This is a genomic window from Pseudomonas abietaniphila (assembly GCF_039697315.1).
GTDB classification, from domain to species: Bacteria; Pseudomonadota; Gammaproteobacteria; order Pseudomonadales; family Pseudomonadaceae; genus Aquipseudomonas; species Aquipseudomonas abietaniphila_B.
Genome location: NZ_CP155619.1, coordinates 4857495 through 4882222, shown reverse-complemented (window position 1 = coordinate 4882222; position 24728 = coordinate 4857495). Strand labels below are relative to the sequence as shown.

The 24728-nt window shown below is 59.1% G+C and carries 19 protein-coding genes, 3 tRNA genes and 1 pseudogene; 5 read left to right on the top strand and 18 right to left on the bottom strand.

Annotated elements, in window-relative coordinates; all coding sequences use genetic code 11:
* Positions 1-21 precede the first annotated feature (21 nt).
* The 4 genes from ABDX87_RS21610 to ABDX87_RS21595 form a co-directional block, all read right to left on the bottom strand.
* Positions 22-1473 carry a hypothetical protein gene (locus tag ABDX87_RS21610; protein WP_346829696.1) on the bottom strand — a complete coding sequence of 484 codons (1452 nt, stop codon included), beginning with the start codon at positions 1471-1473 and terminating at the stop codon, positions 22-24.
* 222 nt (positions 1474-1695) lie between these two features.
* Positions 1696-1780: transfer RNA gene (locus ABDX87_RS21605), tRNA-Leu, on the bottom strand.
* Positions 1781-1838: 58 nt separating this feature from the next.
* Positions 1839-1914, bottom strand: a tRNA-His gene (locus tag ABDX87_RS21600).
* 61 nt (positions 1915-1975) lie between these two features.
* Positions 1976-2052 (bottom strand) — tRNA-Arg (locus tag ABDX87_RS21595).
* Positions 2053-2360: 308 nt separating this feature from the next.
* On the opposite strand from ABDX87_RS21595, the gene folD reads away from it, so the two are divergent.
* On the top strand, positions 2361-3215 hold the full coding sequence (gene folD / locus ABDX87_RS21590; protein ID WP_314584955.1) for a bifunctional methylenetetrahydrofolate dehydrogenase/methenyltetrahydrofolate cyclohydrolase FolD: 855 nt from the start codon (positions 2361-2363) through the stop codon (positions 3213-3215).
* 61 nt (positions 3216-3276) lie between these two features.
* Here the strand turns inward: folD and ABDX87_RS21585 are convergent, their stop codons facing one another.
* The 6 genes from ABDX87_RS21585 to ABDX87_RS21560 all read right to left on the bottom strand — a co-directional run bounded on the left by ABDX87_RS21585 (position 3277) and on the right by ABDX87_RS21560 (position 9434).
* Entirely contained in the window at positions 3277-5082 is a 1806-nt protein-coding gene (locus ABDX87_RS21585; RefSeq protein WP_346829695.1) for an ABC transporter substrate-binding protein, read from the bottom strand.
* Positions 5083-5237: 155 nt separating this feature from the next.
* A complete protein-coding gene (locus ABDX87_RS21580) occupies positions 5238-5510 on the bottom strand; it encodes a DUF2160 domain-containing protein (protein ID WP_346829694.1) in 273 nt (90 codons plus the stop codon).
* A gap of 11 nt (positions 5511-5521) precedes the next feature.
* Entirely contained in the window at positions 5522-6340 is an 819-nt protein-coding gene (locus ABDX87_RS21575) for a carbohydrate ABC transporter permease (protein WP_431061168.1), read from the bottom strand.
* Between the two features lie 10 nt (positions 6341-6350).
* Positions 6351-7217 carry a carbohydrate ABC transporter permease gene (locus ABDX87_RS21570; protein ID WP_346829693.1) on the bottom strand — a complete coding sequence of 289 codons (867 nt, stop codon included), beginning with the start codon at positions 7215-7217 and terminating at the stop codon, positions 6351-6353.
* Complete coding sequence (locus tag ABDX87_RS21565) at positions 7210-8340, bottom strand: ABC transporter ATP-binding protein (RefSeq protein WP_346829692.1); 1131 nt, start codon at positions 8338-8340, stop codon at positions 7210-7212. The genes ABDX87_RS21570 and ABDX87_RS21565 overlap by 8 nt, the downstream gene beginning before the upstream one ends.
* Positions 8340-9434 carry an ABC transporter ATP-binding protein gene (locus ABDX87_RS21560; RefSeq protein WP_346829691.1) on the bottom strand — a complete coding sequence of 365 codons (1095 nt, stop codon included), beginning with the start codon at positions 9432-9434 and terminating at the stop codon, positions 8340-8342. The genes ABDX87_RS21565 and ABDX87_RS21560 overlap by 1 nt, the downstream gene beginning before the upstream one ends.
* 1279 nt (positions 9435-10713) lie before the next feature.
* On the opposite strand from ABDX87_RS21560, the pseudogene ABDX87_RS29300 reads away from it, so the two are divergent.
* A pseudogene (locus tag ABDX87_RS29300) lies at positions 10714-11643 on the top strand (sigma-54-dependent Fis family transcriptional regulator); the annotation flags it as partial.
* A 310-nt stretch (positions 11644-11953) separates the two neighbouring features.
* Here the strand turns inward: ABDX87_RS29300 and cysS are convergent.
* Together cysS and ABDX87_RS21545 are read right to left on the bottom strand one after the other, a co-directional pair.
* Positions 11954-13336 (bottom strand): cysteine--tRNA ligase, encoded by a 1383-nt coding sequence (cysS, locus tag ABDX87_RS21550; RefSeq protein ID WP_346829689.1) that lies wholly within the window; start codon positions 13334-13336, stop codon positions 11954-11956.
* Positions 13337-13345: 9 nt separating this feature from the next.
* On the bottom strand, positions 13346-15046 hold the full coding sequence (locus tag ABDX87_RS21545) for a glutamine--tRNA ligase/YqeY domain fusion protein (protein WP_346829688.1): 1701 nt from the start codon (positions 15044-15046) through the stop codon (positions 13346-13348).
* A gap of 270 nt (positions 15047-15316) precedes the next feature.
* Between ABDX87_RS21545 and ABDX87_RS21540 the strand changes: the two genes are divergently transcribed.
* Positions 15317-15820, top strand: coding sequence for a peptidylprolyl isomerase (locus ABDX87_RS21540; RefSeq protein WP_074757367.1), 504 nt, complete (start codon positions 15317-15319; stop codon positions 15818-15820).
* A complete protein-coding gene (gene lpxH, locus ABDX87_RS21535; RefSeq protein WP_346829687.1) occupies positions 15817-16581 on the top strand; it encodes a UDP-2,3-diacylglucosamine diphosphatase in 765 nt (254 codons plus the stop codon). Before ABDX87_RS21540 ends, lpxH begins: the two co-directional genes overlap by 4 nt.
* 162 nt (positions 16582-16743) lie before the next feature.
* Here the strand turns inward: lpxH and ABDX87_RS21530 are convergent, their stop codons facing one another.
* The 5 genes from ABDX87_RS21530 to ABDX87_RS21510 form a co-directional block, all read right to left on the bottom strand.
* Positions 16744-18276: a DHA2 family efflux MFS transporter permease subunit gene (locus ABDX87_RS21530; protein WP_346829686.1), complete on the bottom strand. Its 1533-nt coding sequence runs from the start codon at positions 18274-18276 to the stop codon at positions 16744-16746.
* 63 nt (positions 18277-18339) lie between these two features.
* Positions 18340-19617, bottom strand: coding sequence for an HlyD family efflux transporter periplasmic adaptor subunit (locus tag ABDX87_RS21525; RefSeq protein WP_346829685.1), 1278 nt, complete (start codon positions 19615-19617; stop codon positions 18340-18342).
* Between the two features lie 10 nt (positions 19618-19627).
* On the bottom strand, positions 19628-21124 hold the full coding sequence (locus ABDX87_RS21520; protein ID WP_346829684.1) for an efflux transporter outer membrane subunit: 1497 nt from the start codon (positions 21122-21124) through the stop codon (positions 19628-19630).
* Positions 21121-21594: a MarR family winged helix-turn-helix transcriptional regulator gene (locus ABDX87_RS21515; RefSeq protein WP_346829683.1), complete on the bottom strand. Its 474-nt coding sequence runs from the start codon at positions 21592-21594 to the stop codon at positions 21121-21123. Before ABDX87_RS21515 ends, ABDX87_RS21520 begins: the two co-directional genes overlap by 4 nt.
* A gap of 823 nt (positions 21595-22417) precedes the next feature.
* A complete protein-coding gene (locus ABDX87_RS21510) occupies positions 22418-23026 on the bottom strand; it encodes a tRNA-(ms[2]io[6]A)-hydroxylase (RefSeq protein WP_346829682.1) in 609 nt (202 codons plus the stop codon).
* A 194-nt stretch (positions 23027-23220) separates the two neighbouring features.
* On the opposite strand from ABDX87_RS21510, the gene ABDX87_RS21505 reads away from it, so the two are divergent.
* Complete coding sequence (locus ABDX87_RS21505; RefSeq protein ID WP_346829681.1) at positions 23221-24096, top strand: universal stress protein; 876 nt, start codon at positions 23221-23223, stop codon at positions 24094-24096.
* A gap of 38 nt (positions 24097-24134) precedes the next feature.
* Here ABDX87_RS21505 and ABDX87_RS21500 read toward each other — a convergent pair whose 3' ends face one another.
* Complete coding sequence (locus tag ABDX87_RS21500; RefSeq protein WP_346829680.1) at positions 24135-24602, bottom strand: DUF1289 domain-containing protein; 468 nt, start codon at positions 24600-24602, stop codon at positions 24135-24137.
* Between the last annotated feature and the right edge of the window lie 126 nt (positions 24603-24728).

Sequence of the window (24728 nt, the reverse complement as noted above, 5' to 3'; positions counted from 1 at the left end):
AAGAAACGCGCGTAACCTTGCTCAATCCTCAAGAAGCTTGGTCAGTACCGGAAAGTCAGTCGGCGCTACCGCATCGTCAAACCGGACCGTGACATAGACGTCGAACGACTCATCGACTTTCATGCGTTCCAGTTGGTCGCGGGGCAAAGGCATACCCCGGATGCCCATCGACACTTCGCCGGGACTCACAGGGCGCTCACTCACCAGTTCAAACGTAAAATCCTTACCCAACTGGTCCACCGCCTCGACCCAGGCAGACACCTTCTGATCGGGGGCAATGAACACCCATTTATCCAGCGAAAAGTGGCAGCCGTTCGGCACAGAAGACAAGGACAACGCATTACCGCCGGGGGCTTCGTCGCAACTGATCTGAGAAAAGCGGTCAACCGGCAGTACGGCTTTTACCGCCAGGTGCAGATTGGGCGAGCGACTGATCGCGCCACTGGAGGGTGCCGTGAGCTGGTAGTAAACCTCCACGGTCTTCAGAAAGTTGGCCGGCACCGCGCTGGCCGGAACCGGAAAATCAAGGGAGCCCGGCGGATCCGCCACACTGGTCTCGTACTGACCTGTGCTGCCTGTACCACTCCATACGATTTTTATTTCTTCACTCGGATTGATAACGGCACTGGTCGGCACACTAACCAGAACACCTCGCGTCGCGTTCAGCGGATCAAGGCTCACGCTCTGGCCTGTGCCGGTTGCCTCTCGGAGCGTCGGCCAAGGCAAGATCCTGGACTGCGCAATAACCAATAATTCCAAGGGCGTCGCGGAGGGACTGACGTTACCCGCTCGATCAATCACCTCATACCCAGCAAAACGGCGACCATCACCGTGACCGCGGATCGTGATGCCGCTGATATCGATCATCAACGGCGACCCGATATCCAGCGGCTCAACCGTCTTTTCTCCGGCACTGGCCCACGTCGTTGGGTCATCGCCCCAATAGAACCGTATGACATCACCTGGCTTGATCGGCACGTAGTCAGGAACCTGCGCCGTGAGCCAGTCGCCATGGTCATTGAGCCACTGCGCAGTGACGCCCGCATTGATCACCTCGGGGGGAAAGATCAGTGGGTCGACCCGATTCAACAGCGGCGCCGTGGTATCGATCGTGATACTCAGCGTAAGAGAATCCGTTGTGACGCCCTGCGCGGTCTTCACTGTGTAGCGAAGCCTGGGCTCACCTTCGACCAGAAAACTCACCGGCACGAGGATGAACAGCTCATCCTCCGGCATGTCGGTGTCCCAGGATCTGGTTTCAACCTGGACGTTGTTCCAGAACAGCGTCAGCTCCCCTCCATCTTCAGTGTTATTCCACTTATCGAACGTCACTTTCAATGGGCCGGACAAGGCGCTGAGGGGCAGGAGATTCGCTTCACCACCAGGCACGTCCGGCAACGCGGCGGGTACCTTCGGAGCAGCCAGCAGAGCCTGGGGAAGAGGGTTAGCGGTATCGAAGCTCGGTCTAGGCATGGTGCGGGATCCCTGGCGAACACGTCATCGACACGCGGATGAAGCGAACAGCAGGATCCGCAAGCGTCAGGGAGGATTGAACACCCGACCACAGCGGCTGCCTACTAGCAGAAGTATCAGGTTGAGAAGGTTCGGGAGGGTGAAACGCAGGCATAAAAAAAGCCGCACTGGGCGGCTTTTTGATCCTCTTGAAGGCTGATGGCTCTTCTCAAGGTTTGTAGCTGGTGCGGACGGAGAGACTCGAACTCTCACACCTTGCGGCGCTGGAACCTAAATCCAGTGTGTCTACCAATTCCACCACATCCGCGTTTTGAAGCGCTTAAAGCAAAGGCGCCAGATTATGCATCTGGCGCCTTTTTCGAATATGGGGTGGACGAAGGGGATCGAACCCTCGACAACGGGAGTCACAATCCCGTGCTCTACCAACTGAGCTACGCCCACCATATTGCGTTGTAACCGACGCATTCAACTTGAATGCTACTTGTGCCAAAGCTGCCGTTAATGGCGCACCCGGCAGGACTCGAACCTGCGACCATCCGCTTAGAAGGCGGATGCTCTATCCAGCTGAGCTACGGGCGCTTATTTAATCTGCGTCTTTCGACTGCAAATTAAGAGCTTTCAATCACGCTGAGCCGATCTGAACTCTACCTGACTTAATCAACCTTTCGACATGATCAACCGCTTCCGGCTTATCCTGTGTGGGGTTGTGCCCGACAAGTGCGACGAATCTTATAGACGGTCCGAAAGGTCGTCAACACTTTTTTCTAAAAAATTCAGTTAATTAAAGGGGTTAGCTTATTAAGCAGACCAACCGCCTTTGCCCTTGCGTCAGGTCATGCGAGAATGCGCGCTCTTTTTCCCTCCCTTCCGATGGTTAATCACGCGTAATGACTGCAAAACTAATAGACGGCAAAGCGATCGCAGCCAACCTGCGCCAGCAGATCGCCCAACGAGTCGCCGAACGTCGCGAGCAAGGGCTGCGCACGCCGGGCCTCGCGGTGATTCTGGTCGGCAGCGACCCCGCCTCTCAGGTTTACGTCTCGCACAAACGCAAAGACTGCGAAGAAGTCGGCTTCATCTCCCGCGCTTACGACCTGCCCAGCGAAACCACCCAGACCGAGCTGACCGATCTGATCGACAGCCTCAATGACGATCCGGCCATCGACGGCATCCTGCTGCAACTGCCGCTGCCCGAGCACCTGGAGTCCTCCAGTCTTTTGGAGCGCATTCGTCCCGATAAGGACGTCGACGGTTTCCATCCTTATAACGTCGGCCGTCTGGCCCAGCGCATCCCATTGCTGCGCCCGTGCACGCCCAAAGGCATCATGACGCTGCTGGAAAGCACGGGTGTCGATCTGTACGGCAAGGATGCAGTGGTGGTTGGCGCCTCCAACATCGTCGGTCGTCCGATGGCGATGGAGCTGCTGCTGGCGGGCTGCACCGTGACCGTGACCCATCGCTTCACTCAGGATCTGGCCGGGCATGTGGGCCGTGCCGATCTGGTGGTCGTCGCCGCTGGCAAACCGGGCCTGGTCAAGGGCGAGTGGATCAAGGAAGGCGCGATCGTCATCGACGTGGGCATCAACCGTCAGGACGATGGCAAGCTGGTGGGTGACGTGGTTTACGAGACCGCCCTGCCCCGCGCAGGCTGGATCACGCCGGTTCCGGGCGGTGTAGGCCCGATGACCCGCGCTTGCCTGCTTGAGAACACGCTGTACGCGGCAGAAACCCTGCACGGCTGATCAACAAACAGCGCAAACAAAAACGGCACCCGAGGGTGCCGTTTTTTTGTTTCGTTACTGCTTACTTCTTCGCAGCTTCCCAGCTCTTCAGGAGATCGGAGTAAGCGATGGTTTCGCCCTTCGGTTTCTCGTTAGCCAGTTTGCGTTGTGGCGCGAGGAACGCGCCATTGCTCTTCTCGGCCTTGGTGTACCACTCTTCAGCCGAGGTTTCCGGGTTCATCTTCGGTGCACAACCGCTGGCGTCCTGAACCTTCGAACGCTCGATGCGGGTCATGATTGCATCCTGATCCTTGGCCAGACCGTCGAGCGCCGCTTGCGCCGATTTCTCGCCGGTGACCGCTTCAGCCACGTGACTCCACCACAGCTGTGCCAGTTTCGGATAGTCCGGAACGTTGGTGCCGGTCGGCGACCACTGCACGCGGGCCGGGCTGCGGTAGAACTCGACCAGACCACCGAGTTTCGGCGCCAGCGCGGTCATCTCCTTGGAGTTGATGTCCGACTCACGAATCGGCGTCAGGCCAACGATGGTTTTCTTCAGCGACACGGATTTCGAGGTCACGAACTGCGCGTAGAGCCAGGCCGCCAGACGCTTCTTCTCGTCGGACGACTTGAGGAAAGTCCACGAACCCACGTCCTGATAGCCCAGCTTCATGCCTTCTTTCCAGTACGGGCCTTTAGGCGACGGGGCCATACGCCATTTCGGCGTGCCGTCGGCGTTCATCACCGGCAGACCTGGCTTGGTCATGTCGGCGGTGAAAGCGGTGTACCAGAAAATCTGCTGAGCGACGTTGCCCTGAGACGGAACCGGACCCGATTCGGAGAAGGTCATGCCCGCCGCTTCTGGCGGTGCGTAGGCCTTCAGCCAGTCGATGTATTTCTGCGTGGCGTACACAGCGGCCGGGCCGTTGGTGTCGCCGCCGCGGGTGATGCTCGAACCGACCGGATGGCAATCCTCTACGCGAATACCCCACTCGTCCACCGGCAGGCCGTTCGGCAGGCCTTTGTCACCGCTGCCGGCCATGGAGAACCACGCGTCAGTGAAGCGCCAGCCCAGCGACGGGTCTTTCTTGCCGTAGTCCATGTGGCCATAGACTTTCTTGCCGTCGATTTCCTTGACGTCTTCACTGAAGAACTTGGCGATGTCTTCGTACGCCGACCAGTTCACCGGAACGCCCAGCTCATAGCCGTACTTGGCCTTGAATTTTTCTTTCAGGTCAGCACGCTCGAACCAGTCAGCGCGGAACCAGTAGAGGTTGGCGAACTGCTGGTCAGGCAGTTGATACAGCTTGGCCGGGGTGATGACCTTGCCCGAGGCATCTTTGACTTCAGGCGAGGTGGTGAACGAGGTGCCGATGAAATCCTTGATGTCCAGCGTAGGCGAAGTGACCTTCGCACCTTCGGGGCTGGCCATCAGGTCGGTCAGGGACAGCGCCTTGCCATAACGGAAATGGGTACCGATCAGGTCGGAGTCGTTGACCCAACCGTCATAGATACTTTTGTCGGACTGCATGGCCGTCTGCAGCTTCTCGATGACGTCACCTTCCTGCAGCAGGTCGTGGGTCACTTTGATGCCGGTGATTTCGGTGAAAGCCTTGGCCAGGGTTTTCGATTCATATTCATGGGTGGTCAAGGTTTCGGAAACCACCTTGATGTCCATGCCGCGGAACGGTTCGGCAGCCTTGATGAACCACTCCAGTTCCTTGAGCTGGTCAGCGTCGGACAGGGTCGTCGGCTTGAATTCGCTGGCCGCCCACTTCTTGGCCGCGTCTTCGTACTGATCGGCCCATGCCGAAACGCTCAATCCGCTGAGCATCACCATCGTTGCTACCGTCACACTATGTCGCAGCTTGTTTTTCTTATTGAACATAGACACCTCCAGTGTTGATTCTTATGTATTCCCGCTTTGCCTTTGCTTTGTAGGAGCGAGCTTGCCCGCGATGGGGCGTGCCCGTTGACGCATCGTTCGCAGACAGACGCAATCGCGGGCAAGCGCGCTCCTACACCAGAAGGCGTTTCAGACCTTCAACCCCAACGCATTACTACCAACAGCCAAACCAGGGACAGCCCGGAGGCGACCCAAATATTCCAGTCGGTTGCTCCAATCACCAGCAGATGAAGGTAGGCGCTTCCGAGAAGACCGATGAACAACCGGTCGCCACGGGTGGTGGCAATCGGCAGAAAACCACGACGTTCGATACTCGCCGAGCGCAACTCCCAGGCAGTCATCGCAACCAGAATGGCGGCGATGGATGCAAAGAAAACGGCGGTCGGCAGTGTCCAGGACATCCACTCCATTTTTCGACTCCTCAGACCCGACCAAGGGCAAAACCCTTGACCACGTGATTACGAACGAACCAGATCACCAGCATGCCCGGCAGGATGGTCAACACCCCCGCTGCCGCGAGCACGCCCCAGTCGATCCCCGATGCCGACACCGTACGCGTCATGACGGCGGCGATCGGTTTGGCGTTGACCGATGTCAGGGTGCGCGCCAGCAACAGCTCGACCCAGGAAAACATGAAGCAGAAGAACGCTGTCACCCCAATGCCCGAGCCAATCAACGGGATGAAAATCTTGCCGAAGAACTTGGGAAAGCTGTAACCGTCGATGTAGGCCGTTTCGTCGATCTCCTTCGGTACACCGGACATGAACCCCTCAAGAATCCACACCGCCAGCGGCACGTTGAACAGGCAGTGTGCCAAGGCGACGGCAATGTGGGTGTCGAACAGGCCGATGGACGAATAAAGCTGGAAGAACGGCAGCAGGAACACAGCCGGGGGCGCCATACGGTTGGTCAGCAACCAGAAGAACAGATGCTTGTCGCCGAGGAAACGATAGCGTGAAAAAGCATAAGCCGCTGGCAATGCCACACTCAGCGATATCACGGTATTCAGGCAAACGTAGTACAGCGAGTTGATATAGCCGCTGTACCAGCTCTCGTCGGTGAAGATCACCTTGTAGTTCGCCAGCGTGAAATCCTGCGGAAACAGCGTCAGACCGCCGAGGATTTCGGTGTTGGTCTTGAACGACATGTTCACCAGCCAGTAGATCGGCACCAGCAAAAACAGCAGGTAGATCCACAACGGCACAATCTTTTTCCACGGCAGCTTTTCGCGCTTGTTCATGAGCCGCTCCTCAGTTCTTTTCGCCGTGGGTCATCGCGGTGTAGAACACCCACGACACCAACAGAATGATCAGGAAATACACCAGCGAGAACGCCGCTGCCGGGCCCAGGTCGAACTGCCCCAGCGCCATCGTGGTCAGGGTCTGGCTGAGGAAGGTCGTCGAGTTACCTGGCCCGCCACCGGTGAGCACGAACGGCTCGGTATAGATCATGAAGCTGTCCATGAAGCGCAACATCACCGCGATCAGCAGCACGCTCTTCATCTTCGGCAATTGAATGTGTCGAAAAACCGCCCAGTTCGAGGCCCGATCGATGCGCGCCGCCTGGTAATACACATCCGGAATCGCCCGCAGACCCGAGTAGCAGAGCAGCGCCACCAGCGAGGTCCAGTGCCAGACGTCGATGATCAGCACCGTGACCCAGGCGTCCGACGCATTGGCTGCGTAGTTGTAGCTGATGCCCAGCACGTTATTGAGAAACCACCCCAGCAAACCGATGTCGCCACGGCCGAAGATCTGCCAGATGGTGCCGACCACGTTGAAAGGGATCAGCAGCGGAATGGTCATGACGATCAGGCACAGGGAAGACCAGCGGCCCTTGGTCGGCATGGTCAGGGCAATGGCGATGCCCAGCGGGATTTCGATCAGCAGTACACACGCCGAATAAATGAATTGACGCAGCAGCGAATCATGCAGGCGCGGGTCCCGCAGCACTTGCCTGAACCAGTCGGTGCCGACGAAATAGCGGCTGGACTGGTCGAAGATGTCCTGCACCGAATAGTTGACCACGGTCATCATTGGAATGATGGCGCTGAACGCCACCAGCAGAAATACCGGCAGCACCAGCCACCAGGCTTTGTTGTTCTGCACCTTACTCATGGGGCACCTCGCTGGCCGACGCCTGATTCGCGTCGGCTTCCAGCAGAAATTCGTCGGCGTACAACATCAACCACTGCGCGGGAAAACTGATCCAGGCCTGGCCTTGCGGCACGGGCTTGTCTTCCGGCAGGCGGACTTTCAGCGACTGCCCGGCCAGATTCAGGGTGAGGATCTTGTAGGTGCCCAGGTCTTCGACGTAGGTCACCTCGGCGCACATGGCGTCTTCGAACGGGCCGTCCCAGACGTGCACGAACTCCGGCCGAATCCCGACCTTGAGCGTTTTCCACTGGGTAGCCGCCAGACGCTGTTGCAAGGCGTCCGACAACGGCAGATGAATGCCGCCAAACCCCACACCACCCACTTCCGGCTTGACCTCGATCAGGTTCATGCCCGGGCTGCCAATGAAGTAACCGACAAAGGTGTGATGCGGCTTCTCGAACAGCTCGCGCGGGGTGCCGAACTGCACGATCTGGCCGCCGTACATCACCGCGATCTTGTCGGCGAAGGTCGATGCCTCCAGCTGATCGTGGGTGACGTAGACCATGGTGATGTTGAACTGCTCGTGGATCTGCTTGAGTTTGCGCCGCAGCTTCCACTTCAGGTGCGGGTCGATCACGGTCAGCGGTTCGTCGAACAGAATCGCCGAGACGTCGTCACGTACCAGACCGCGCCCCATCGACACTTTCTGCTTTTCGTCAGCGGTCAGGCCCTTGGCCTTTTTCTTCAGCAGTGGTTGCAGGTCCAGGACATCGGCAATTTCCTGCACCTTGGTCTGAATCTTCGCCTCCGCCATGCCCTGATTACGCAACGGGAACGCGAGGTTGTCGTACACCGTCATGGTGTCGTAGACCACCGGGAACTGGAACACCTGAGCAATGTTGCGCTGCTCGGGCGACATGTCGTTCACCACCGTGGAGTCGAACATCACCTTGCCTTCCGACGGGCTGAGCAGGCCGGAAATGATGTTGAGCAAGGTCGATTTGCCGCAGCCGGACGGGCCGAGCAAGGCATACGCGCCGCCCTGCTCCCAGATGTGAGTCATCTCGCGAATGGCATAGTCTTCAGGGCCACTGGGCGTGGCGCTGTAACTGTGTGCGAGTTGTTGCAAGCGGATCTCGGCCATCAGGCAACCCTCGCCATGCGCAGGCCCGGCGCCTGGATAAGGCCGCCCTGCTGATCGAATACGAACAGTTTATGAGTCGGGATGTACACGCGGATCGGCGTATCGACGTCGTACTCGTGAACGCCCGGCAGGTGCAGCACCAGCGAGAAATGCTCGTTGCGCACATGCAGGAAGGTTTCCGAACCGCTGATTTCAGCGAGTTCCACGGTTACCGCCAGTTCGAGGTCATCGTCGTTGGACGGCACCAGGCTCAAATGGCTGGGGCGTACGCCGAAGCGGTATTCGCCATCGCCGATCGTGCGCAGGTCAACGTTGAGCGGGAAGTGCACGAAGTTGGCGAAGCTCACCTCATTGCCGTCGATGCGGCCCGGCATGAGGTTGATCGGTGGTTCGGAAAACAGCTCGGCCGCCAGCACGGTTTTCGGCTGGTGGTAGACCTCAGGCGTCTTACCGCTCTGGATCAGACGGCCTTCGTGCAGGATCGTCGTCGTGCCGCCCAGCGCCAATGCCTCGTTGGGCTCGGTGGTCGCATACACCGCGATGGTGTTGCGGGTCTCGAACAGCTGGCGCATTTCCTGACGCAGCTCTTCACGCAGCTTGTAGTCGAGGTTGACCAGCGGCTCGTCGAACAGGATCAGCTCAGCGTCCTTGACCAGCGCCCGGGCCATGGCCGTGCGCTGTTGCTGGCCGCCGGAGAGTTCGAGTGGGTAACGGGTGAGGAATTTTTCGATCCGCAGCATTTTGGCGGTTTCCCGCACGCGGCTTTCGATTTCGTCCTTCGACATCTTCGCCTGGCGCAACGGCGAGGCGATGTTGTCGAAAACGGTCATGCTCGGGTAGTTGATGAACTGCTGGTAAACCATGGAGACGTTGCGATGACGCACCGCAACCTGGGTGACATCTTTGCCATTCATCAGTACTCGGCCGCTGTCTGGCTTGTCCAGACCGGCCATCAAGCGCATCAGGCTGGTTTTGCCTGATAAGGTGCGCCCCAGCAATACGTTGAATGAGCCGGGTTCGAAGCTCAGCGAAGCATCATCGATCCAGATCTGACCGTCGACTGCGCGGCTGACGTGCTCAAGCGTGAGAGACATGGCGTGCCCTTTTATCTGTTCTTATTAGGGTGTTGCTCAGGGAGTAGCGTGTTCGGGTCATGACATTCGTCGACCGATTGTTGAATAGCGACAATCGTGCCAATCGGCGTTCGTTATCGCGCGTATCGGCCAGAGGCCCGAAATAGAGCCGTCGGACCTTCAACCGGGAGACGACCATATTCGTTGCTGAACAAAAATGAACAGGAAAGACTGAACACCTGAACAAAATGAACATTGACTTTGAACAATCCTGAACAACAATGGGTGAACGTTTCGAGCACGGATGCTCTGCCAAAGCCGTATCCCAAAAACAATAAAAGAACTCGGACGGAGCCATTTCATGGCCACACCAGGCGCATCCATCGCTCACGACACCATCATTCAGGACTCCTGGGCCCGTTGCCGCGAGTTCGGCCTTGACCACCAGTCACGCCCTGCTTTCGGCCGTTTGCCGGAACAACAGGTTTCGCAGTTGCTGGAACGGCATCAGTCACTGGTGCAGACCACCCACCAGCAGGTCCTGCCGTTTTACGAAAACATCCTCAGTAACTCCAATTGCCTGATTCTTCTGGCCGACCAACAAGGCCAGGTGCTCAATTCGTGGGGCACCAAGCGCTTCGTAGAGCCGGCCCAGCAAATGGGCTTCGTCGCCGGCGCCAGCTGGCTTGAGCAGGGTGTCGGCACCAACGCCATCGGCACGGCACTGGCGTGTGAACAGGCTGTTCACATTGAACACGATGAACACTTTCTCAAGGCCAACCGCTTCATGACCGGCTCGGCCGCGCCGATTTTCGATGCATCGCGGCGCATGATCGCAGTGCTCGATGTGTCCAGTGACAGCTTCCTGCCACCCTCCCACACACTCGGGATGGTGAAAATGATGAGCCAGACCATCGAAAACCGGCTGATCCTCGACCAGTTCCAGCACACGCACTTTCAGATGACCTTCAATACCGGCCTGAACAACCTCGACAGCCAGTGGGCGGGCCTGTTGGTGTTCGATGAAAGCGGCCGCATCCTCTGCGCCAACCGCCGCGCGGACAACCTGCTGGGCGTCAGCCTGTTGCGCGCCAATATCGAAGACCTGTTCAAAGCGCCGATTGCCCACCTGCTGGATCAGCAGGAAGGCCAACCGTTCCCCCTTCAGGCTTCGGGGCATAACCGCTTTCATTGCCTGATCAAACGGCCGAAGGCTCCGGTGCTGAAATTCAGGACCGTGCAGGCGCCGAAAAAAGCCGAATCCAGCTTGGGCACATCGGCGTTCAGCGGGCTGAGTCATGGGGATGAGAAAGTCGAAAAAGCAGCCCGCCAGGCGCAGCGGCTGTTGGAGAAAAACGTTCCGCTGCTGATCCTCGGAGAGACGGGCGCGGGCAAAGAGGTGTTCGTCAAAGCCCTGCACCAGGCCAGTTCGCGGGCCGACCAGCCGTTGATCGCGGTGAACTGCGCCGCCATTCCATCAGAGCTGGTGGAGGCCGAGTTGTTCGGTTACGAAAAAGGGGCGTTTACCGGCGCCCACCATAAAGGCAGCATCGGGCTGATTCGCAAGGCCGACAAAGGCACATTGTTTCTGGATGAGATCGGCGACATGCCTCTTCCCGTTCAGGCCCGCCTGTTGAGGGTGTTGCAGGAGCGCTGCGTTCAGCCGCTGGGCAGCAGTGAGTTGTTTCCGGTGGATATCCGGGTCATCTCCGCCACGCACTGTTCATTACGCGAACAGGTGCAGAGCGGCCGTTTCCGTCAGGACCTCTACTACCGCATCAGCGGGTTGAATCTCGAACTGCCGCCGCTGAGGGAACGGACCGACAAGGCCGCGCTGGTCCAGTCGATCTGGGAGCAGCACCGCGAACCGCAACAGACGGCGGGCTTCGAGCCATCAGTACTGGCCTTGTTCGAACGTCATCCCTGGCCGGGTAACCTGCGGCAGTTGAGCAACGTGATTCAGGTCGCACTGGCGCTGGCGGACGATCAACTGATTAGCGCCGAACATTTGCCGGAGGACTTCTTTACTGATCTGGAGCTTGTCGATCTGGATCTTGAAAGCGAAGGCAGCGAACCAACGATGGCCTTCAACCGCAAGGCTGCGCTGGATACGCCGGAGGAATTGAACGAGCTGTTGCAGGCGGCTGGCGGGAATATTTCGCAGCTGGCCAAACGGCTGGGTGTCAGCCGGAATACGCTGTACAAGCGGCTGAGGGAGCAGGGTTTCTGATTCGGAGGCGCGGCGTTTGGCCCGACGTCATCGCGAATGAATTCGCTCCCACAGATGATCGTTCACGCGCTCCGCGTGGTAACGCCGCCCCTGACGCTCTGCGTCGAATGTGACGCGGAGCGTCAAAGATGCATTCCCACGCAGAGCGTGGGAACGATCAAGGGAGCAGGGTTTCTGATCGGGAGGCGCAGCGTTTGGCCCGACGTCATCGCAAATGAATTCGCTCCCACAGTTGAAATGCGATCAACCTGTGGGAGCGAATTCATTCGCGAATCGGTGTAACAGGCGCTGAAGTATCAAGCGCTGAAGATCAATCCGCCAACCGCCACGTCGTTCCGCCCTTCCCGTCTTCCAGCACCACGCCCATGGCGGTGAGCTGGTCGCGGATACGGTCGGACTCGGCCCAGTTCTTGTCGGCGCGGGCTTGCAGACGCGCGGCAATCAGCGCTTCCACTTCTGCCGCGTCGACACGACCTTCAGCCCCTGCACGCAGGAAATCGTCGGCCTCGAGCTGCAACACACCCAGCACGCTGGCGAGTTGCTTCAGGCGTGCCGCCAGACCGGCTGCGGCGTTGACATCGCTGTCACGCAGACGGTTGATCTCGCGAACCATCTCGAACAACACGGCGCAGGCTTCCGGCGTGCCGAAGTCGTCGTTCATGGCCGCCGAGAAACGCTCGACGAACGCTTCGCCGCCAGCAGGCTCGGCAACTGGCAGGCCTTTGAGTGCGTGGTAGAAACGTTCCAGCGCGCCCTTCGACTCTTTCAGGCTGTCTTCGGAGTAGTTGATCGCGCTGCGGTAGTGGCTCGACACCAGCAGATAACGCACCACTTCCGGATGGTATTTATCCAGCACGTCGCGAATGGTGAAGAAGTTGTTCAAGGACTTGGACATCTTCTCGCCATTGATGCGGATCATGCCGCAGTGCATCCAGGCATTGGCGTAGGTCTTGCCGGTGGCCGCTTCGCTCTGGGCGATTTCGTTCTCGTGGTGCGGGAATTCCAGATCGCTGCCGCCACCATGAATGTCGAACGTCTCGCCCAGGCAGCAGGTGGACATCACCGAGCATTCGATGTGCCAGCCCGGACGGCCCGGACCCCACGGCGACTCCCAGCTGGGCTCGCCCGGCTTGACGCCCTTCCAGAGCACGAAGTCCAGCGGATCGTCTTTGGCTTCGTCGACTTCGATCCGGGCACCGATGCGCAGATCTTCAATCTTCTTGCGCGACAGCTTGCCGTAGCCCAGGAACTTGCCGACGCGGTAGTACACGTCGCCATTGCCCGGCGCGTAGGCATAACCCTTGTCGATCAGGCTCTGGATCATGTCGTGCATGCCGCCGATGTAGTCGGTGGCACGCGGCTCCATGTCCGGCTTGAGGATATTCAGCCGCGCTTCGTCCTCGTGCATGGCATCGATCATGCGCGCCGTCAGCGCATCGAACGCTTCGCCGTTTTCACGGGCGCGATTGATGATCTTGTCGTCGATGTCGGTGATGTTGCGCACGTAGGTCAGGTCATACCCGCTGAAACGCAACCAGCGGGTCACCAGATCGAACGCGACCATGCTGCGGCCGTGGCCAAGGTGGCAATAGTCGTACACGGTCATCCCGCAGACGTACATGCGTACCTTGTTGCCATCCAGCGGCTTGAAGACTTCTTTGCTCTTGGTGAGCGTGTTGTAGATAGAAAGCACGGCTATTCCTTATTGACCCCAGGAATCACGCAGGGTCACGGTACGGTTGAATACCGGATGACCAGGTTTGGAGTCCTTGATGTCAGCCACGAAGTAACCTTCGCGCTCGAACTGAAAACGGTCTTCCGGCTGTGCGTCGCCCAGCGAAGGCTCGGCACGACAACCGGTGAGCACCTGCAGAGAGTCGGGGTTGATGTTGTCCAGGAAGCTGGCGCCATCTTCGGCTTTCTCAGGATTGGCGGAGCGGAACAGACGGTCGTACAGACGCACTTCACATTCAACGCTTTCAGCCGCAGGAACCCAGTGCACCACGCCTTTGACCTTGCGGCCTTCAGGGTTCTTGCCCAGGGTGTCCGGGTCGTAGGAGCAACGCAGCTCGACGATGTTGCCGTCGGCGTCCTTGATGGCCTCGTCGGCACGGATCACGTAGCTGCCGCGCAGGCGCACTTCACCGTTCGGCTCCAGACGCTTGTAGCCTTTTGGCGGCTCTTCCATGAAGTCATCGCGGTCGATGTAGATTTCACGGCCGAACGGCAGTTTGCGCACGCCCAGCTCTTCTTTCTGTGGATGACGCGGCAGTTCGAGGTGATCGACCTTGCCTTCTGGGTAGTTGGTGATCACGACCTTCAATGGACGCAGCACGCACATGGCACGCGGCGCGTTGTGGTCCAGGTCCTGACGAATGCTGAACTCGAGCATGCCGAAGTCGACCACACCATCCGAACGGTTGGTGCCGATCATTTCGCAGAAGTTGCGGATCGAGGCCGGGGTGTAACCGCGACGGCGGAAACCCGACAGGGTCGACATGCGCGGGTCGTCCCAACCATTGACGTGCTTCTCATCAACCAGTTGCTTGAGCTTGCGCTTGCTGGTGATGGTGTAGTTCAGGTTCAGGCGCGAGAATTCGTACTGGCGCGGCTTGCACGGCACCGGCAGGTTATCCAGGAACCAGTCGTACAGCGGACGATGGCTTTCGAACTCCAGGGTGCAGATGGAATGCGTGATACCTTCGATGGCATCCGACTGGCCGTGGGTGAAGTCGTAGATCGGGTAGATACACCACTTGTCGCCGGTCTGGTGGTGATGGGCGTGACGAATGCGGTACAGGATCGGGTCGCGCAGGTTCATGTTCGGCGACGCCATGTCGATCTTGGCGCGCAATACGCGGGCGCCGTCTTCGAACTCACCGGCTTTCATGCGGGCAAACAGGTCCAGGTTTTCCTCGACGCTGCGCTCACGGAACGGGCTGTTCTTGCCAGGCTCGGTCAGGGTGCCACGGTATTCGCGAGCCTGTTCCGGGGTCAGGTCATCGACATAAGCCTTGCCGGCCTTGATCAGCTCGACCGCCCAGTCGTGCAGCTGGTCGAAATACTGCGAGGCATAACGCACTTCGCCGGACCATTCGAAGCCCAGCCATTTGACGTCGCTTTCGATCGCGTCGATGTACTCCTGGTCTTCCTTGGCCGGGTTGGTGTCATCGAAACGCAAGTGCGTGACGCCGCCGAACTCCTGAGCCAGACCAAAGTTGACGCAGATCGACTTGGCATGACCGATGTGCAGGTAGCCATTGGGCTCCGGCGGAAAACGGGTCACGATCTTGGTGTGCTTGCCCGAATCCAGGTCTGCCTGCACGATCGGGCGCAGGAAGTTGGTGGGAATTGCAGGGCCTGCCTTGGTGTTGGCATTAGCGTCTTGAGTGGGCTTGCTCATAGGATCCTTGAAAACCTGACAGTCTTGGCCAGGGTAGGCCGAATAAATCAAAGCGCCTATCATAGCCGAACCTGTCAAGCCCCTGACAGCGTGCCGTGACAAAACTGCCGAGATACACCCTCGGTCAATTGAAGCTGCAACTTAACAGCGACTACCCGTTAAGCGACTAGCCTCTGTAAACTGCGCGTCTGGGTGAAATCGCCGGCACTTACCAGGTTGTAAGCCGCGATCGACACGTCCAACCACGAATTCCAAAAGAGCGACTCGCACATGTCCAAAGTAAAACTGACCACTAACCACGGTGAAATCGTCCTGCAACTGAACGCCGAAAAAGCGCCGATCACGGTTGCCAACTTCGTTGAGTACGTTAACGCCGGTCATTACACCAATACTGTGTTCCACCGCGTTATCGGCAACTTCATGATCCAGGGCGGCGGTTTCGAGCCAGGCATGAAAGAAAAGAAAGACAAGCGCCCAAGCATCCAGAACGAAGCCGACAATGGCCTGCCGAACAAGAAGTACTCCGTCGCCATGGCCCGTACCATGGAACCGCATTCGGCATCCGCGCAGTTCTTCATCAACGTCGCTGACAACAGCTTCCTGAACCACAGCGCCAAGACCGTTCAGGGCTGGGGCTACGCAGTCTTCGGTGAAGTGATCGAAGGTCAGGACATCGTCGACAAGATCAAGGCCGTCGCTACCACGTCCAAAGCTGGCCACCAGGACGTTCCTGCTGATGACGTGATCATCGAGAAAGCAGAGATCGTTGAGTGATACTGCTGATCTCCGATCTGCATCTGGAAGAAGGACGCCCGGACATTACCCGGGCGTTTCTGGATCTACTGACTGACCGCGCCCGTGGCGCCGAGTCGCTGTATATCCTCGGGGATTTTTTCGAAGCCTGGATCGGCGATGACGCGATGTCGCCCTTCCAGCGCTCGATCTGCGAGGCCCTGCGCGCGCTGAGCGACAGCGGCACCCAGGTATTCCTGATGCATGGCAATCGCGATTTTCTGATCGGCAAGGCGTTTTGCAAAGCCGCTGGCTGCACCTTGTTGCCCGACCCTAGCGTGGTCAAGTTTAACGGTGAACCGGTGTTGCTGATGCACGGCGACAGCCTGTGCACCCGCGACGAAGCCTATATGCGCATGCGCCGCTATCTGCGCAATCCACTGACGTTATGGGTCCTGCGTCACCTGCCCCTGAGCACCCGCCATAAACTGGCGCGCAAGCTGCGCAGCGAGAGCCGCGCGCAGACCCGCATGAAAGCCAACGACATCGTTGATGTGACCCCTGAAGAAGTCCCGCGCATCATGACCGAGTTTGGCGTGAAAACGCTGATCCACGGCCACACCCACCGCCCCGCCATTCACAAATTGCAGATCGGCGACCAGACCGCTCAACGCATTGTGCTGGGCGACTGGGACCGCGAAGGATGGGCGCTGCAGATCGACGAACAGGGCTTTCAACTGACCTCGTTCGGGTTTGTGCCTGAAGAGCCTTTGGCGATTGGGCATTCCCAAAGCCAGGATTGAACACAGTTGATCGTTTGGTGCAAACCTGTGGGAGCGAATTTATTCGCGAGACGGCGGTACAGCCGACAGATCTCCATGGCTGTTGGGACCTATCGCGAATGAATTCGCTCCCACAGGAGATTCCCGGACGTCATCACATCCGCTGCAGCCCTGGGAACCCTATCAATGCCCTGCCCCGGGCCCGGCCTTCGCGGCAAACGGCGGTTTGGCCATCCAGATCACCAGAATCAGCGCCATGAACAGCCAGCCCATCATGTAGAAATAGTCCACCGTGGACATCATGTAAGCCTGGCTGGTCACCATCCCGTCGAGCTGCGCATACGCCTGATTACTCGCCCCACCCAGGGTGTCCAGCGCCTGTCGCGTCGTCGGCTCGTAGTTGTTCACGTTTTCACTGAGGTAGGCATGGTGCATGTTGGCCCGGCGAATCCAGATCCACGTCGTCAACGAGGCCGCGAAGCTGCCGCCCAGGTTACGCAGGAAGGTCGCAAGGCCCGAACCGTCGGCGATCTGTGAAGGCGGCAGGTCCGACAGCAGGATGCTCAGGGTCGGCATGAAGAACAGCGCAATGCCCGCGCCCATGAACAACTGCACCAGCGCGATGTGTTCGAAATCCACCTGACTGGTGAACCCCGAGCGCATGAAACAGCTCATGCCGATCCCCAGAAATGCCAGACCAGCCAGTATGCGCAGGTCGAACTTGTTGGCGTAACGCCCCACGAACGGCGACATCAACACCGGCAGAATCCCGATCGGCGCCACCGCAAGCCCGGCATAGGTGGGCGTATACCCCATCTGCGTCTGCAACCACTGAGGCAGAATCAGGTTGATGCCGAAGAACCCTGCATACCCTAATACCAGACAGATCGTGCCCACCCTGAAGTTTCTGAAACCGAACAGGCGCAGGTTCACCACCGGGTGCTCGTCGGTCATTTCCCAGATCACGAACGCCGCCAGCCCGATCACCGAGATCACCGTGCCGATGATGATGAAGTTCGACGAAAACCAGTCCAGGTCATTGCCTTTGTCGAGCACGATCTGCAAGGCACCCACACCGATGATCAGGGTGATCAGCCCCACGTAATCCATCGGTTGCCGACTGGTGGTCACAGGCCGAGCCGCCATCTGCGTGCGCACCACGAACGCGGCGAACAATCCGATCGGCACGTTGATGAAGAAGATCCACGGCCAGGTGTAACTGTCGGTGATCCAGCCGCCAAGGATCGGCCCGGCGATGGGCGCAACGACCGTCACCATCGCCAGCAGTGCCAGTGCCATCCCCCTTTTCGCCGGAGGATATACCGCAATTAGCAGCGTCTGGGTCATCGGGTACAGCGGCCCCGCCACCACACCCTGCAGGACACGGAAGCCCACCAGTTCCGGCATCGAGGTGGAAATACCGCACAGAAACGACGCCATCACAAACAGGATCGTGGCCCAGATGAACAGCTTCACCTCGCCAAAACGTCGGCTCAGCCAGCCCGTCAGCGGCAAGGCGATGGCGTTACTCACGGCAAACGAGGTGATGACCCAGGTGCCTTGCTCGGAACTCACCCCCAGGTTGCCGGAAATCGTCGGCAGTGCCACGTTGGCGATGGTGGTGTCGAGCACTTGCATGAACGTCGCCAGCGACAGACCGATGGTCGTCAACAGAAGGCTGGGCGGCGTAAAAGAAGCGGGAGCGTTGTTACTCATCGCGAATCCTTTGACACTCGAAATTGGCTCCGGCGATCACGCCGGAGCTGATGGATTGGCGAATCAGCGCTGGGCGGTCTTGCCGGAAGCGGAGGCGCTGTTTTCGTGAATCAGACGGTTGATCAGGGTGTCGGCTTCAGCCAGCTGCTTGACGTAAACGTCGGTGGTGAAGGACGCCTGCTTGGGTGGCTGCTGGGCCAGTACCGGACCGCTCTGATCGTGCAGGTCAACATCGACCACGGTGGACAGGCCGATGCGCAGCGGATGTTGTGCCAGTTCGTCCGCATTGATGTGAATCCGCACCGGCACGCGCTGCACGATCTTGATCCAGTTACCGGTCGCGTTCTGCGCGGGCAGCAAGGCAAACGCGCTGCCGGTCCCCGCGCCTACGCTGTCAACGGTGCCGCTGTACTTCACGTCACTGCCATACAGGTCTGCTTCAATGTCCACCGGCTGACCGATGCGCATCTTGCCCAGTTGGGTTTCCTTGAAGTTGGCGTCGATCCACAGTTGATCCAGCGGGATCACCGCCATCAGTGCGGTACCCGGTTGTACGCGTTGCCCCAACTGCACGGTGCGCTTGGCGACGTAACCGGTGACGGGCGCAATCAACGTGCTGCGCGCGTTACTCAGGTAGGCCTGACGCAATTGTGCGGCAGCCGCCTTGACGTCCGGGTGCGAGGCGACACTGGTGTCATCGACCAATGCGGTGCTGGTCACCAATTGCTGCTGGATGTTGTTCAAGGCGTTTTGCGCGCTGGTCAAGTCATCCTGGGCGTGGGACAGCTCTTCCTGAGAAATCGCCCCGCCTGCTGCCAGGTTGCGACGACGGGTGTAGTTGTCCTGCGCCCTTTTCACTTCGGCGCGCTGGGCCGCCAACTGGGCCTTGATGCCATCAACGTTGCTGTACAGACCACGCACCTGGCGCACGACTTTGCCCAGGTTCGCCTCGGCGCTCTGCAGCGCGACTTCCGAATCGTTGGGGTCGAACTGCACCAGCACCTGGCCTTCGCGGACCAGATCGCCGTCGTCGGCGCCAATGCTGACGACCGTGCCCGTCACCTGCGGCGTGATCTCCACCACGTTGCCATTGACGTAGGCGTCGTCGGTGCTTTCGCTCCAGCGGCCATAGACTTCGTACCAACCCCAGACACCCAGGCCGCCGAGGATCACGATGACCGCCAGACCGATCAACAGCAGTTTGCGCTTACGCGGGTTTTTCTGCGGCTGGCCGGGTTGGCCGGACTGATTTTTGGACGCCTGGCCCTGATCAGCCTGCTGCTGACCTTCGGGGGCCTTTTGTTCGTTTGTAGCGTTGTTTTCGGTAGTGGCAGTGGCCATGACGATTACCTTAATGGGTCAGCGATGCAGTTGACGGGACGGCCGGGGCGGCGTTTTCGCCGGGCTTGCTGTCTTCGAAGCCTCCCCCCAGGGCCTGCATCAACTGGATCGAAAGATCGATTCGTTCCGCGTTGAGATCAGCCAGTTGGCGTTGCGATTGCAGCAACTGCTGCTCGACGGAGAGCACATCGAGGTAGTTGCCGATGCCTGATGAGTAACGCTGAACGACGGTGTTGTAGGACTTCTGGATGACGTCGGTCGCTTGCTGGCGCGCATCGATCTGGCTGCTGATCGAACGCAGCTGATCGATGTTGTCGCTCACGTCACCCAGCGCACGCACAAGGCTTTTGTTGTACTGCGCCACCGCGAGGTCGTAATCGGCGTCCCGCGCATCCAGATCGGCGCGCCGACGGCCGCCATCGAAGATCGGCAGCGAGACGGTCGGCGCCACATTGAAGAAACGGCTGGCCGAGCCGAACATCGCATCGCCGAGCAGGGACTCAACGCCCGCCGATGCACTGAGGTTCAGGTTGGGATAGAAGTTGGTCTTGCTGACGTCGATGTTTTTGCTGGCCGCTTCAACACGCCAGCGCGCCGCCACGAGATCGGGACGACGACCGAGCAGTTCGGCAGGCACCATCGACGGCAACTGGACCACCGCGGGTTTCAGCACTGCAGGCCGAGCAAGCTCTTCACCGCGATCCGGGCCTTTGCCCATCAACACGGCAAGGGAGATCTTCGCGGTGCGCAGACGCTTGTCGGCGTCGGCCAGGGATTCCCGGGAGCTGGCTTCCAGACTTTCGGTCTGCTGATACTGGTACTCGCTGTCGATCCCGGATTTGAAGCGACGGGCGCCGAGTTCCAGGAGTTGCCGGGTGCGTTTCAGGTCTTCGGCGGCCAGATCGCGTACGACGTAGGCCTGACCCAGATCGCTGTAGGCGCGGGCGACGTCGGCCGCGAGGGTCAACTGCGCTGCGCGCTGGTCGATCTCGGTGGCGCGGGCCTGTCCCAATGCCGCTTCCCAGGCGGCCCGCTGGCCTCCCCACAAGTCGAAGTTGTAATTGAAGGTCGCGCCCAGACTGCGCAGCGTGCTGTAACGGCCACCCTGCCCGAGCGGGTCTTGATCGCGCGCCAGACGCGAGCGGCTGACGCTGGCACTGGCGTCGACGGTCGGCATGCGCTCGGCATCGGCGCCATACGCCGCAGCGGTCGCCTGATGGGTGCGTGCGGCCGCGATCTGCATGTCCGGACTGTCACGCAGCGCTTCGGTGATCAAACCGTTGAGTTGCGGATCGCCGAGGCTGGTCCACCAGTCGCGCTTCGGCCAGGCGGCCGGCGACAGGTTGACGCCTTGCAGGCTGTTTCCGGCCTGCAGGCTGTTGGCGTCGATGCCGACACCCTCGGTGTTGAGGCCTTTGGAGTTCGCGCAACCGGCCATGACCAGCGCAACAAACACCAGGCTTAATGAAGTACGCAGAGCCGAGCCCTGCTTGGGTCGAATGTTCATTTTCCTGCCAACCGGGCGAGTGTGATGGAGTCAGCCGACGCCACCAGAATCTTGGTGAGGATTTTTTCCAGCGTGGCCAGCTCGCTGTCTTCCAGCACGCCAACCATTTCGTTCATGGCTGCGGCGCCGACCTGCGGCAACAGGTCGGAAAGCGCCTGGCCCGATTCAGTCAAAACCAGCCGAACCTGCCGACGATCCGACTCGCATCGCGTGCGAACCAACAGCTCTTTCTGCTCCAGCCGATCGAGCATGCGCGTCATCGAACCGCTGTCCAGCGAGAGCGAACGGCACAGCTCCGCAGGGGTGTCGGCGCCGAACCTGGAGATGATCACCAACACTTTGAACTGCTGTGCCGTGACGTCGTGAGGCTCAAGGTGCTTGTCCAGAATGCGGTTCTTTAGCTGTTCGGTGCGGCCGAGCAGCATCCCAAGGAAGCTTTCATTAAATTTTTCAGGAGTGAAATGAGCCATTGATAGCCACCAATTATCTGCCTAGGCAGTGAATGACTCGAATATTACTGCCTAAGCAGCTAACACACAATGAAACAATTTTTAGAATGCAGAGTTCCTGACAAGCGAGGTCGCCCGGATCGGTGGCGTGAGGGAAGGCGGATTGGCTTGAAGAGGTGGATGCCCGATTCAAGGCTGGCGCAGCACATATGGGAGAGAGCTTGGTCTGGGCGGCATTCCGGTGATATGAACCGCCTTCGCTGCCCTCGTAACCTCGGACGACAGAGTTCCTGACAAGCGAGGTCGCCCGGATGCGGATTGGTGAAGAGGTGGATCATTCGTGGCGCAGCACATATGGGAGAGAGCTTGGTTGATTCCGACGAATGACGTCATTGATATGACTGAAACACCGCCTTCGCTGCCCTCGTAACCTCGGACGTCTCCCACAGGGATTGCAGCGTTACCCCGATTCGCGGCTGGCGCAGCACCGGTGGGAGCGAGTTTGGTCTGGGCGGCATTCTGACGAATGAGGTGTGTCATTCGTCATTGATATGACTGAAACACCGCCTTCGCTGCCCTCGTAACCTCGGACGTCTCCCACAGGGATTGCAGCGTTACCCCGATTCGCGGCTGGCGCAGCACCGGTGGGAGCGAGTTTGGTCTGGACGGCATTCCGACGAATGAGGTGTGTCATTCGTCATTGATATGACTGAAACACCGCCTTCGCTGCCCTCGTAACCTCGGACGTCTCCCACAGGGATTGCGGCGTTAGCATAATTCGCGGCCGGCTCCTGCACGGAGTCGGCGCCCGACAGCGGTATGGGTGTGAGCGGCAGAAACGGCGTTACAGAGCAGGCACACCGCTGTGGAAGCGGAAATCCTCGTCAGGGCTTTCGATCAGCTCGCGCTCAGCGAGGCGGATTTCTTCGATCTTGGCGTCGACGTCCGCCTCTTCGCCATACAGGTAGGCGAGCTTGAGGTAATCCTGAAAGTGCCGGGCTTCTGACTTGAGCAGGCTGGCGTAGAACTTCGACAGGTCGGCGTCCAGATGCGGCACCAGTGCGGCAAACCGTTCGCACGAGCGGGCTTCGACGATGGCGCCCACCACCAGCGCATCAGTCAGGCGATAGGGGTTGTGGTTGCGCACCAGCTTGCGCAGCGAACCGGCGTATCGGGCCGAGCTGATGTTGGCCATCGGAATGCCACGTTTCTTGATGATGCCGATCACTTGTTCGAAATGACGCAGTTCTTCACGGGCCAGGCGCGACATCTTGGCCAGCAGATCGAATTTGTCGTTGTACTGAAACATGAATTGAAACGCCGCACCGGCGGCCTTCTTTTCATTGTTGGCGTGGTCGATCAGCAAAATATCCAGATTCTGCAACGCGGCCTGAACCCAGCTGTCAGGGGTGGGGCAAAGCAGGAAAGCGTCGACTTCTGGGTAAATCTGCATGATTTCACGACTGGATGGATGACAAGGCGCAGCATTATACGGGGGCTGAGGCACAGAACCAGTGTCTTTGGCCGGAAAAACCATGACCGCGGTCAACGCGACGAATGACGACGGGCAACTATAGTTAATGAATCGAACAGTCCTGGTACCCAGACGTTCGAACACTTCATGGAACATTCCAGGGAGATCAGCTCATGCCATCGATTCGCAGAATTCTGGTTGTCATCGAACCCAGCGCGGAAACGGACACAGTCGAAAGCCTGGCCATGCGACGGGCGTGTCTGATTGCGAACGCGACAGACGCCAGTCTCCATCTGCTGATCTGCGACAAAAAGTTCGACCATTCCGAGCTGCTCGCAACCTTGAAGCATGACCTGCAAGCAGAAGACTTCAACGTCACCGCGCAACAGGAATGGCATGAAAGCGTTCATCAGACCATCATCAAGGTGCAGCAAGCCGAAGGCTCGGACCTGGTCATCAAACAGCACTTTCCCGACAGCACGCTTAAACGCGCCTTGCTGACGCCGGCCGACTGGAAGCTGCTGCGCTACTGCCCTTGCCCGGTGCTGATGGTTAAAACCGATCGCCCCTGGAAAGGTTCGGCGGTGCTGGCGGCCGTGGACGTAGGGAATCCCGACGGCGAACACAGCACCCTGCACGACAGCATCATCGAACATGGCGACCTCCTCGCTAAAATCACGGGCATAGACCTGCACGTGATCGCCGCCCACCCGTCACCCCTGCTGTCGGCTGCAGACCCTGTTTATCCGTTGTCCTCGAGCGTAGAAGGTCGATACCGCGAGCAGTGCCGGGCCTTTCAGACCGAATTCAGCATCGACGACGCTCATTTGCACATTGCCGAAGGGCCGGCGGACGTGCTGATTCCTTTTACCGCTCACCACCTGAAGGCGGCCGTGACGGTCATTGGCACGGTGGGGCGCACCGGCATCTCCGGCGCGCTGATCGGCAATACCGCCGAAGTGGTGCTGGATGCACTGGAAAGCGACGTGCTGGTGCTCAAAAGCGAGGAGATACAGGCGCATCTGGAAGAGGGGCTGGCTCGCGCCTGATCTGCCGCGAAAGGCTTCTGCCTGAGCGCGCGCGGGGCTCAGCCGATCGCATCCTTCAGAAATCCCGGGGCGATGTAGCGCTCGTAGTGCGCCTCAGAGAGCAGGAAGAATTCCCGATCAATGGCATCGCGCAGATCCGGCAGCGGCCAGTCGCGGAATTCGGGCAACAGCACCATGCCATAAGCCTCCAGCTGATTGATGACCCGCGCACCGCGGGCAATCAATTGGTAGGCCCAGCAATATTCTGATTGCTGCGGCACGAAGCGGATCTTGCGCAACTCCAGCTGTTGGCGCAGCTTGTGTGCATCGAACACTTCAACCTTCGCTGCCATCACCTGCACCAGCAACTGCTCCAGCCGCAGCCAGACCGCCCGTTTTTCGTCCTCGTTGTAACCGTTCCAGTGAATCACCTCATGGTGGAAGCGCTTGCAGCCCCGGCACACCAGGTCGCCGTAGACGGTGGAACACAAGCCCACGCAGGGCGTCTTGATCACGTGATTGGACATGGCGGAAAAACACGGCAGCGGACGAAACAAGCCCGCATGTTAGCCCTTTGTCTAACGGGGTACACCCCCGAAGATGTAGGGTCTAACTTACCTTTACCTTTTTTTTGCCGTAGAATCACCGGGCCT

What these genes read in the sequence shown, in the direction of transcription:
- ABDX87_RS21610 (WP_346829696.1), bottom strand. Translation starts at nt 1,473, where the DNA reads ATGCCTAGACCGAGCTTCGATACCGCTAACCCTCTTCCCCAGGCTCTG.
- folD (WP_314584955.1), top strand. Translation starts at nt 2,361, where the DNA reads ATGACTGCAAAACTAATAGACGGCAAAGCGATCGCAGCCAACCTGCGC.
- ABDX87_RS21585 (WP_346829695.1), bottom strand. Translation starts at nt 5,082, where the DNA reads ATGTTCAATAAGAAAAACAAGCTGCGACATAGTGTGACGGTAGCAACG.
- ABDX87_RS21580 (WP_346829694.1), bottom strand. Translation starts at nt 5,510, where the DNA reads ATGGAGTGGATGTCCTGGACACTGCCGACCGCCGTTTTCTTTGCATCC.
- ABDX87_RS21575 (WP_431061168.1), bottom strand. Translation starts at nt 6,340, where the DNA reads ATGAACAAGCGCGAAAAGCTGCCGTGGAAAAAGATTGTGCCGTTGTGG.
- ABDX87_RS21570 (WP_346829693.1), bottom strand. Translation starts at nt 7,217, where the DNA reads ATGAGTAAGGTGCAGAACAACAAAGCCTGGTGGCTGGTGCTGCCGGTA.
- ABDX87_RS21565 (WP_346829692.1), bottom strand. Translation starts at nt 8,340, where the DNA reads ATGGCCGAGATCCGCTTGCAACAACTCGCACACAGTTACAGCGCCACG.
- ABDX87_RS21560 (WP_346829691.1), bottom strand. Translation starts at nt 9,434, where the DNA reads ATGTCTCTCACGCTTGAGCACGTCAGCCGCGCAGTCGACGGTCAGATC.
- ABDX87_RS21545 (WP_346829688.1), bottom strand. Translation starts at nt 15,046, where the DNA reads ATGAGCAAGCCCACTCAAGACGCTAATGCCAACACCAAGGCAGGCCCT.
- ABDX87_RS21540 (WP_074757367.1), top strand. Translation starts at nt 15,317, where the DNA reads ATGTCCAAAGTAAAACTGACCACTAACCACGGTGAAATCGTCCTGCAA.
- ABDX87_RS21530 (WP_346829686.1), bottom strand. Translation starts at nt 18,276, where the DNA reads ATGAGTAACAACGCTCCCGCTTCTTTTACGCCGCCCAGCCTTCTGTTG.
- ABDX87_RS21525 (WP_346829685.1), bottom strand. Translation starts at nt 19,617, where the DNA reads ATGGCCACTGCCACTACCGAAAACAACGCTACAAACGAACAAAAGGCC.
- ABDX87_RS21520 (WP_346829684.1), bottom strand. Translation starts at nt 21,124, where the DNA reads ATGAACATTCGACCCAAGCAGGGCTCGGCTCTGCGTACTTCATTAAGC.
- ABDX87_RS21515 (WP_346829683.1), bottom strand. Translation starts at nt 21,594, where the DNA reads ATGGCTCATTTCACTCCTGAAAAATTTAATGAAAGCTTCCTTGGGATG.
- ABDX87_RS21510 (WP_346829682.1), bottom strand. Translation starts at nt 23,026, where the DNA reads ATGCAGATTTACCCAGAAGTCGACGCTTTCCTGCTTTGCCCCACCCCT.
- ABDX87_RS21505 (WP_346829681.1), top strand. Translation starts at nt 23,221, where the DNA reads ATGCCATCGATTCGCAGAATTCTGGTTGTCATCGAACCCAGCGCGGAA.
- ABDX87_RS21500 (WP_346829680.1), bottom strand. Translation starts at nt 24,602, where the DNA reads ATGTCCAATCACGTGATCAAGACGCCCTGCGTGGGCTTGTGTTCCACC.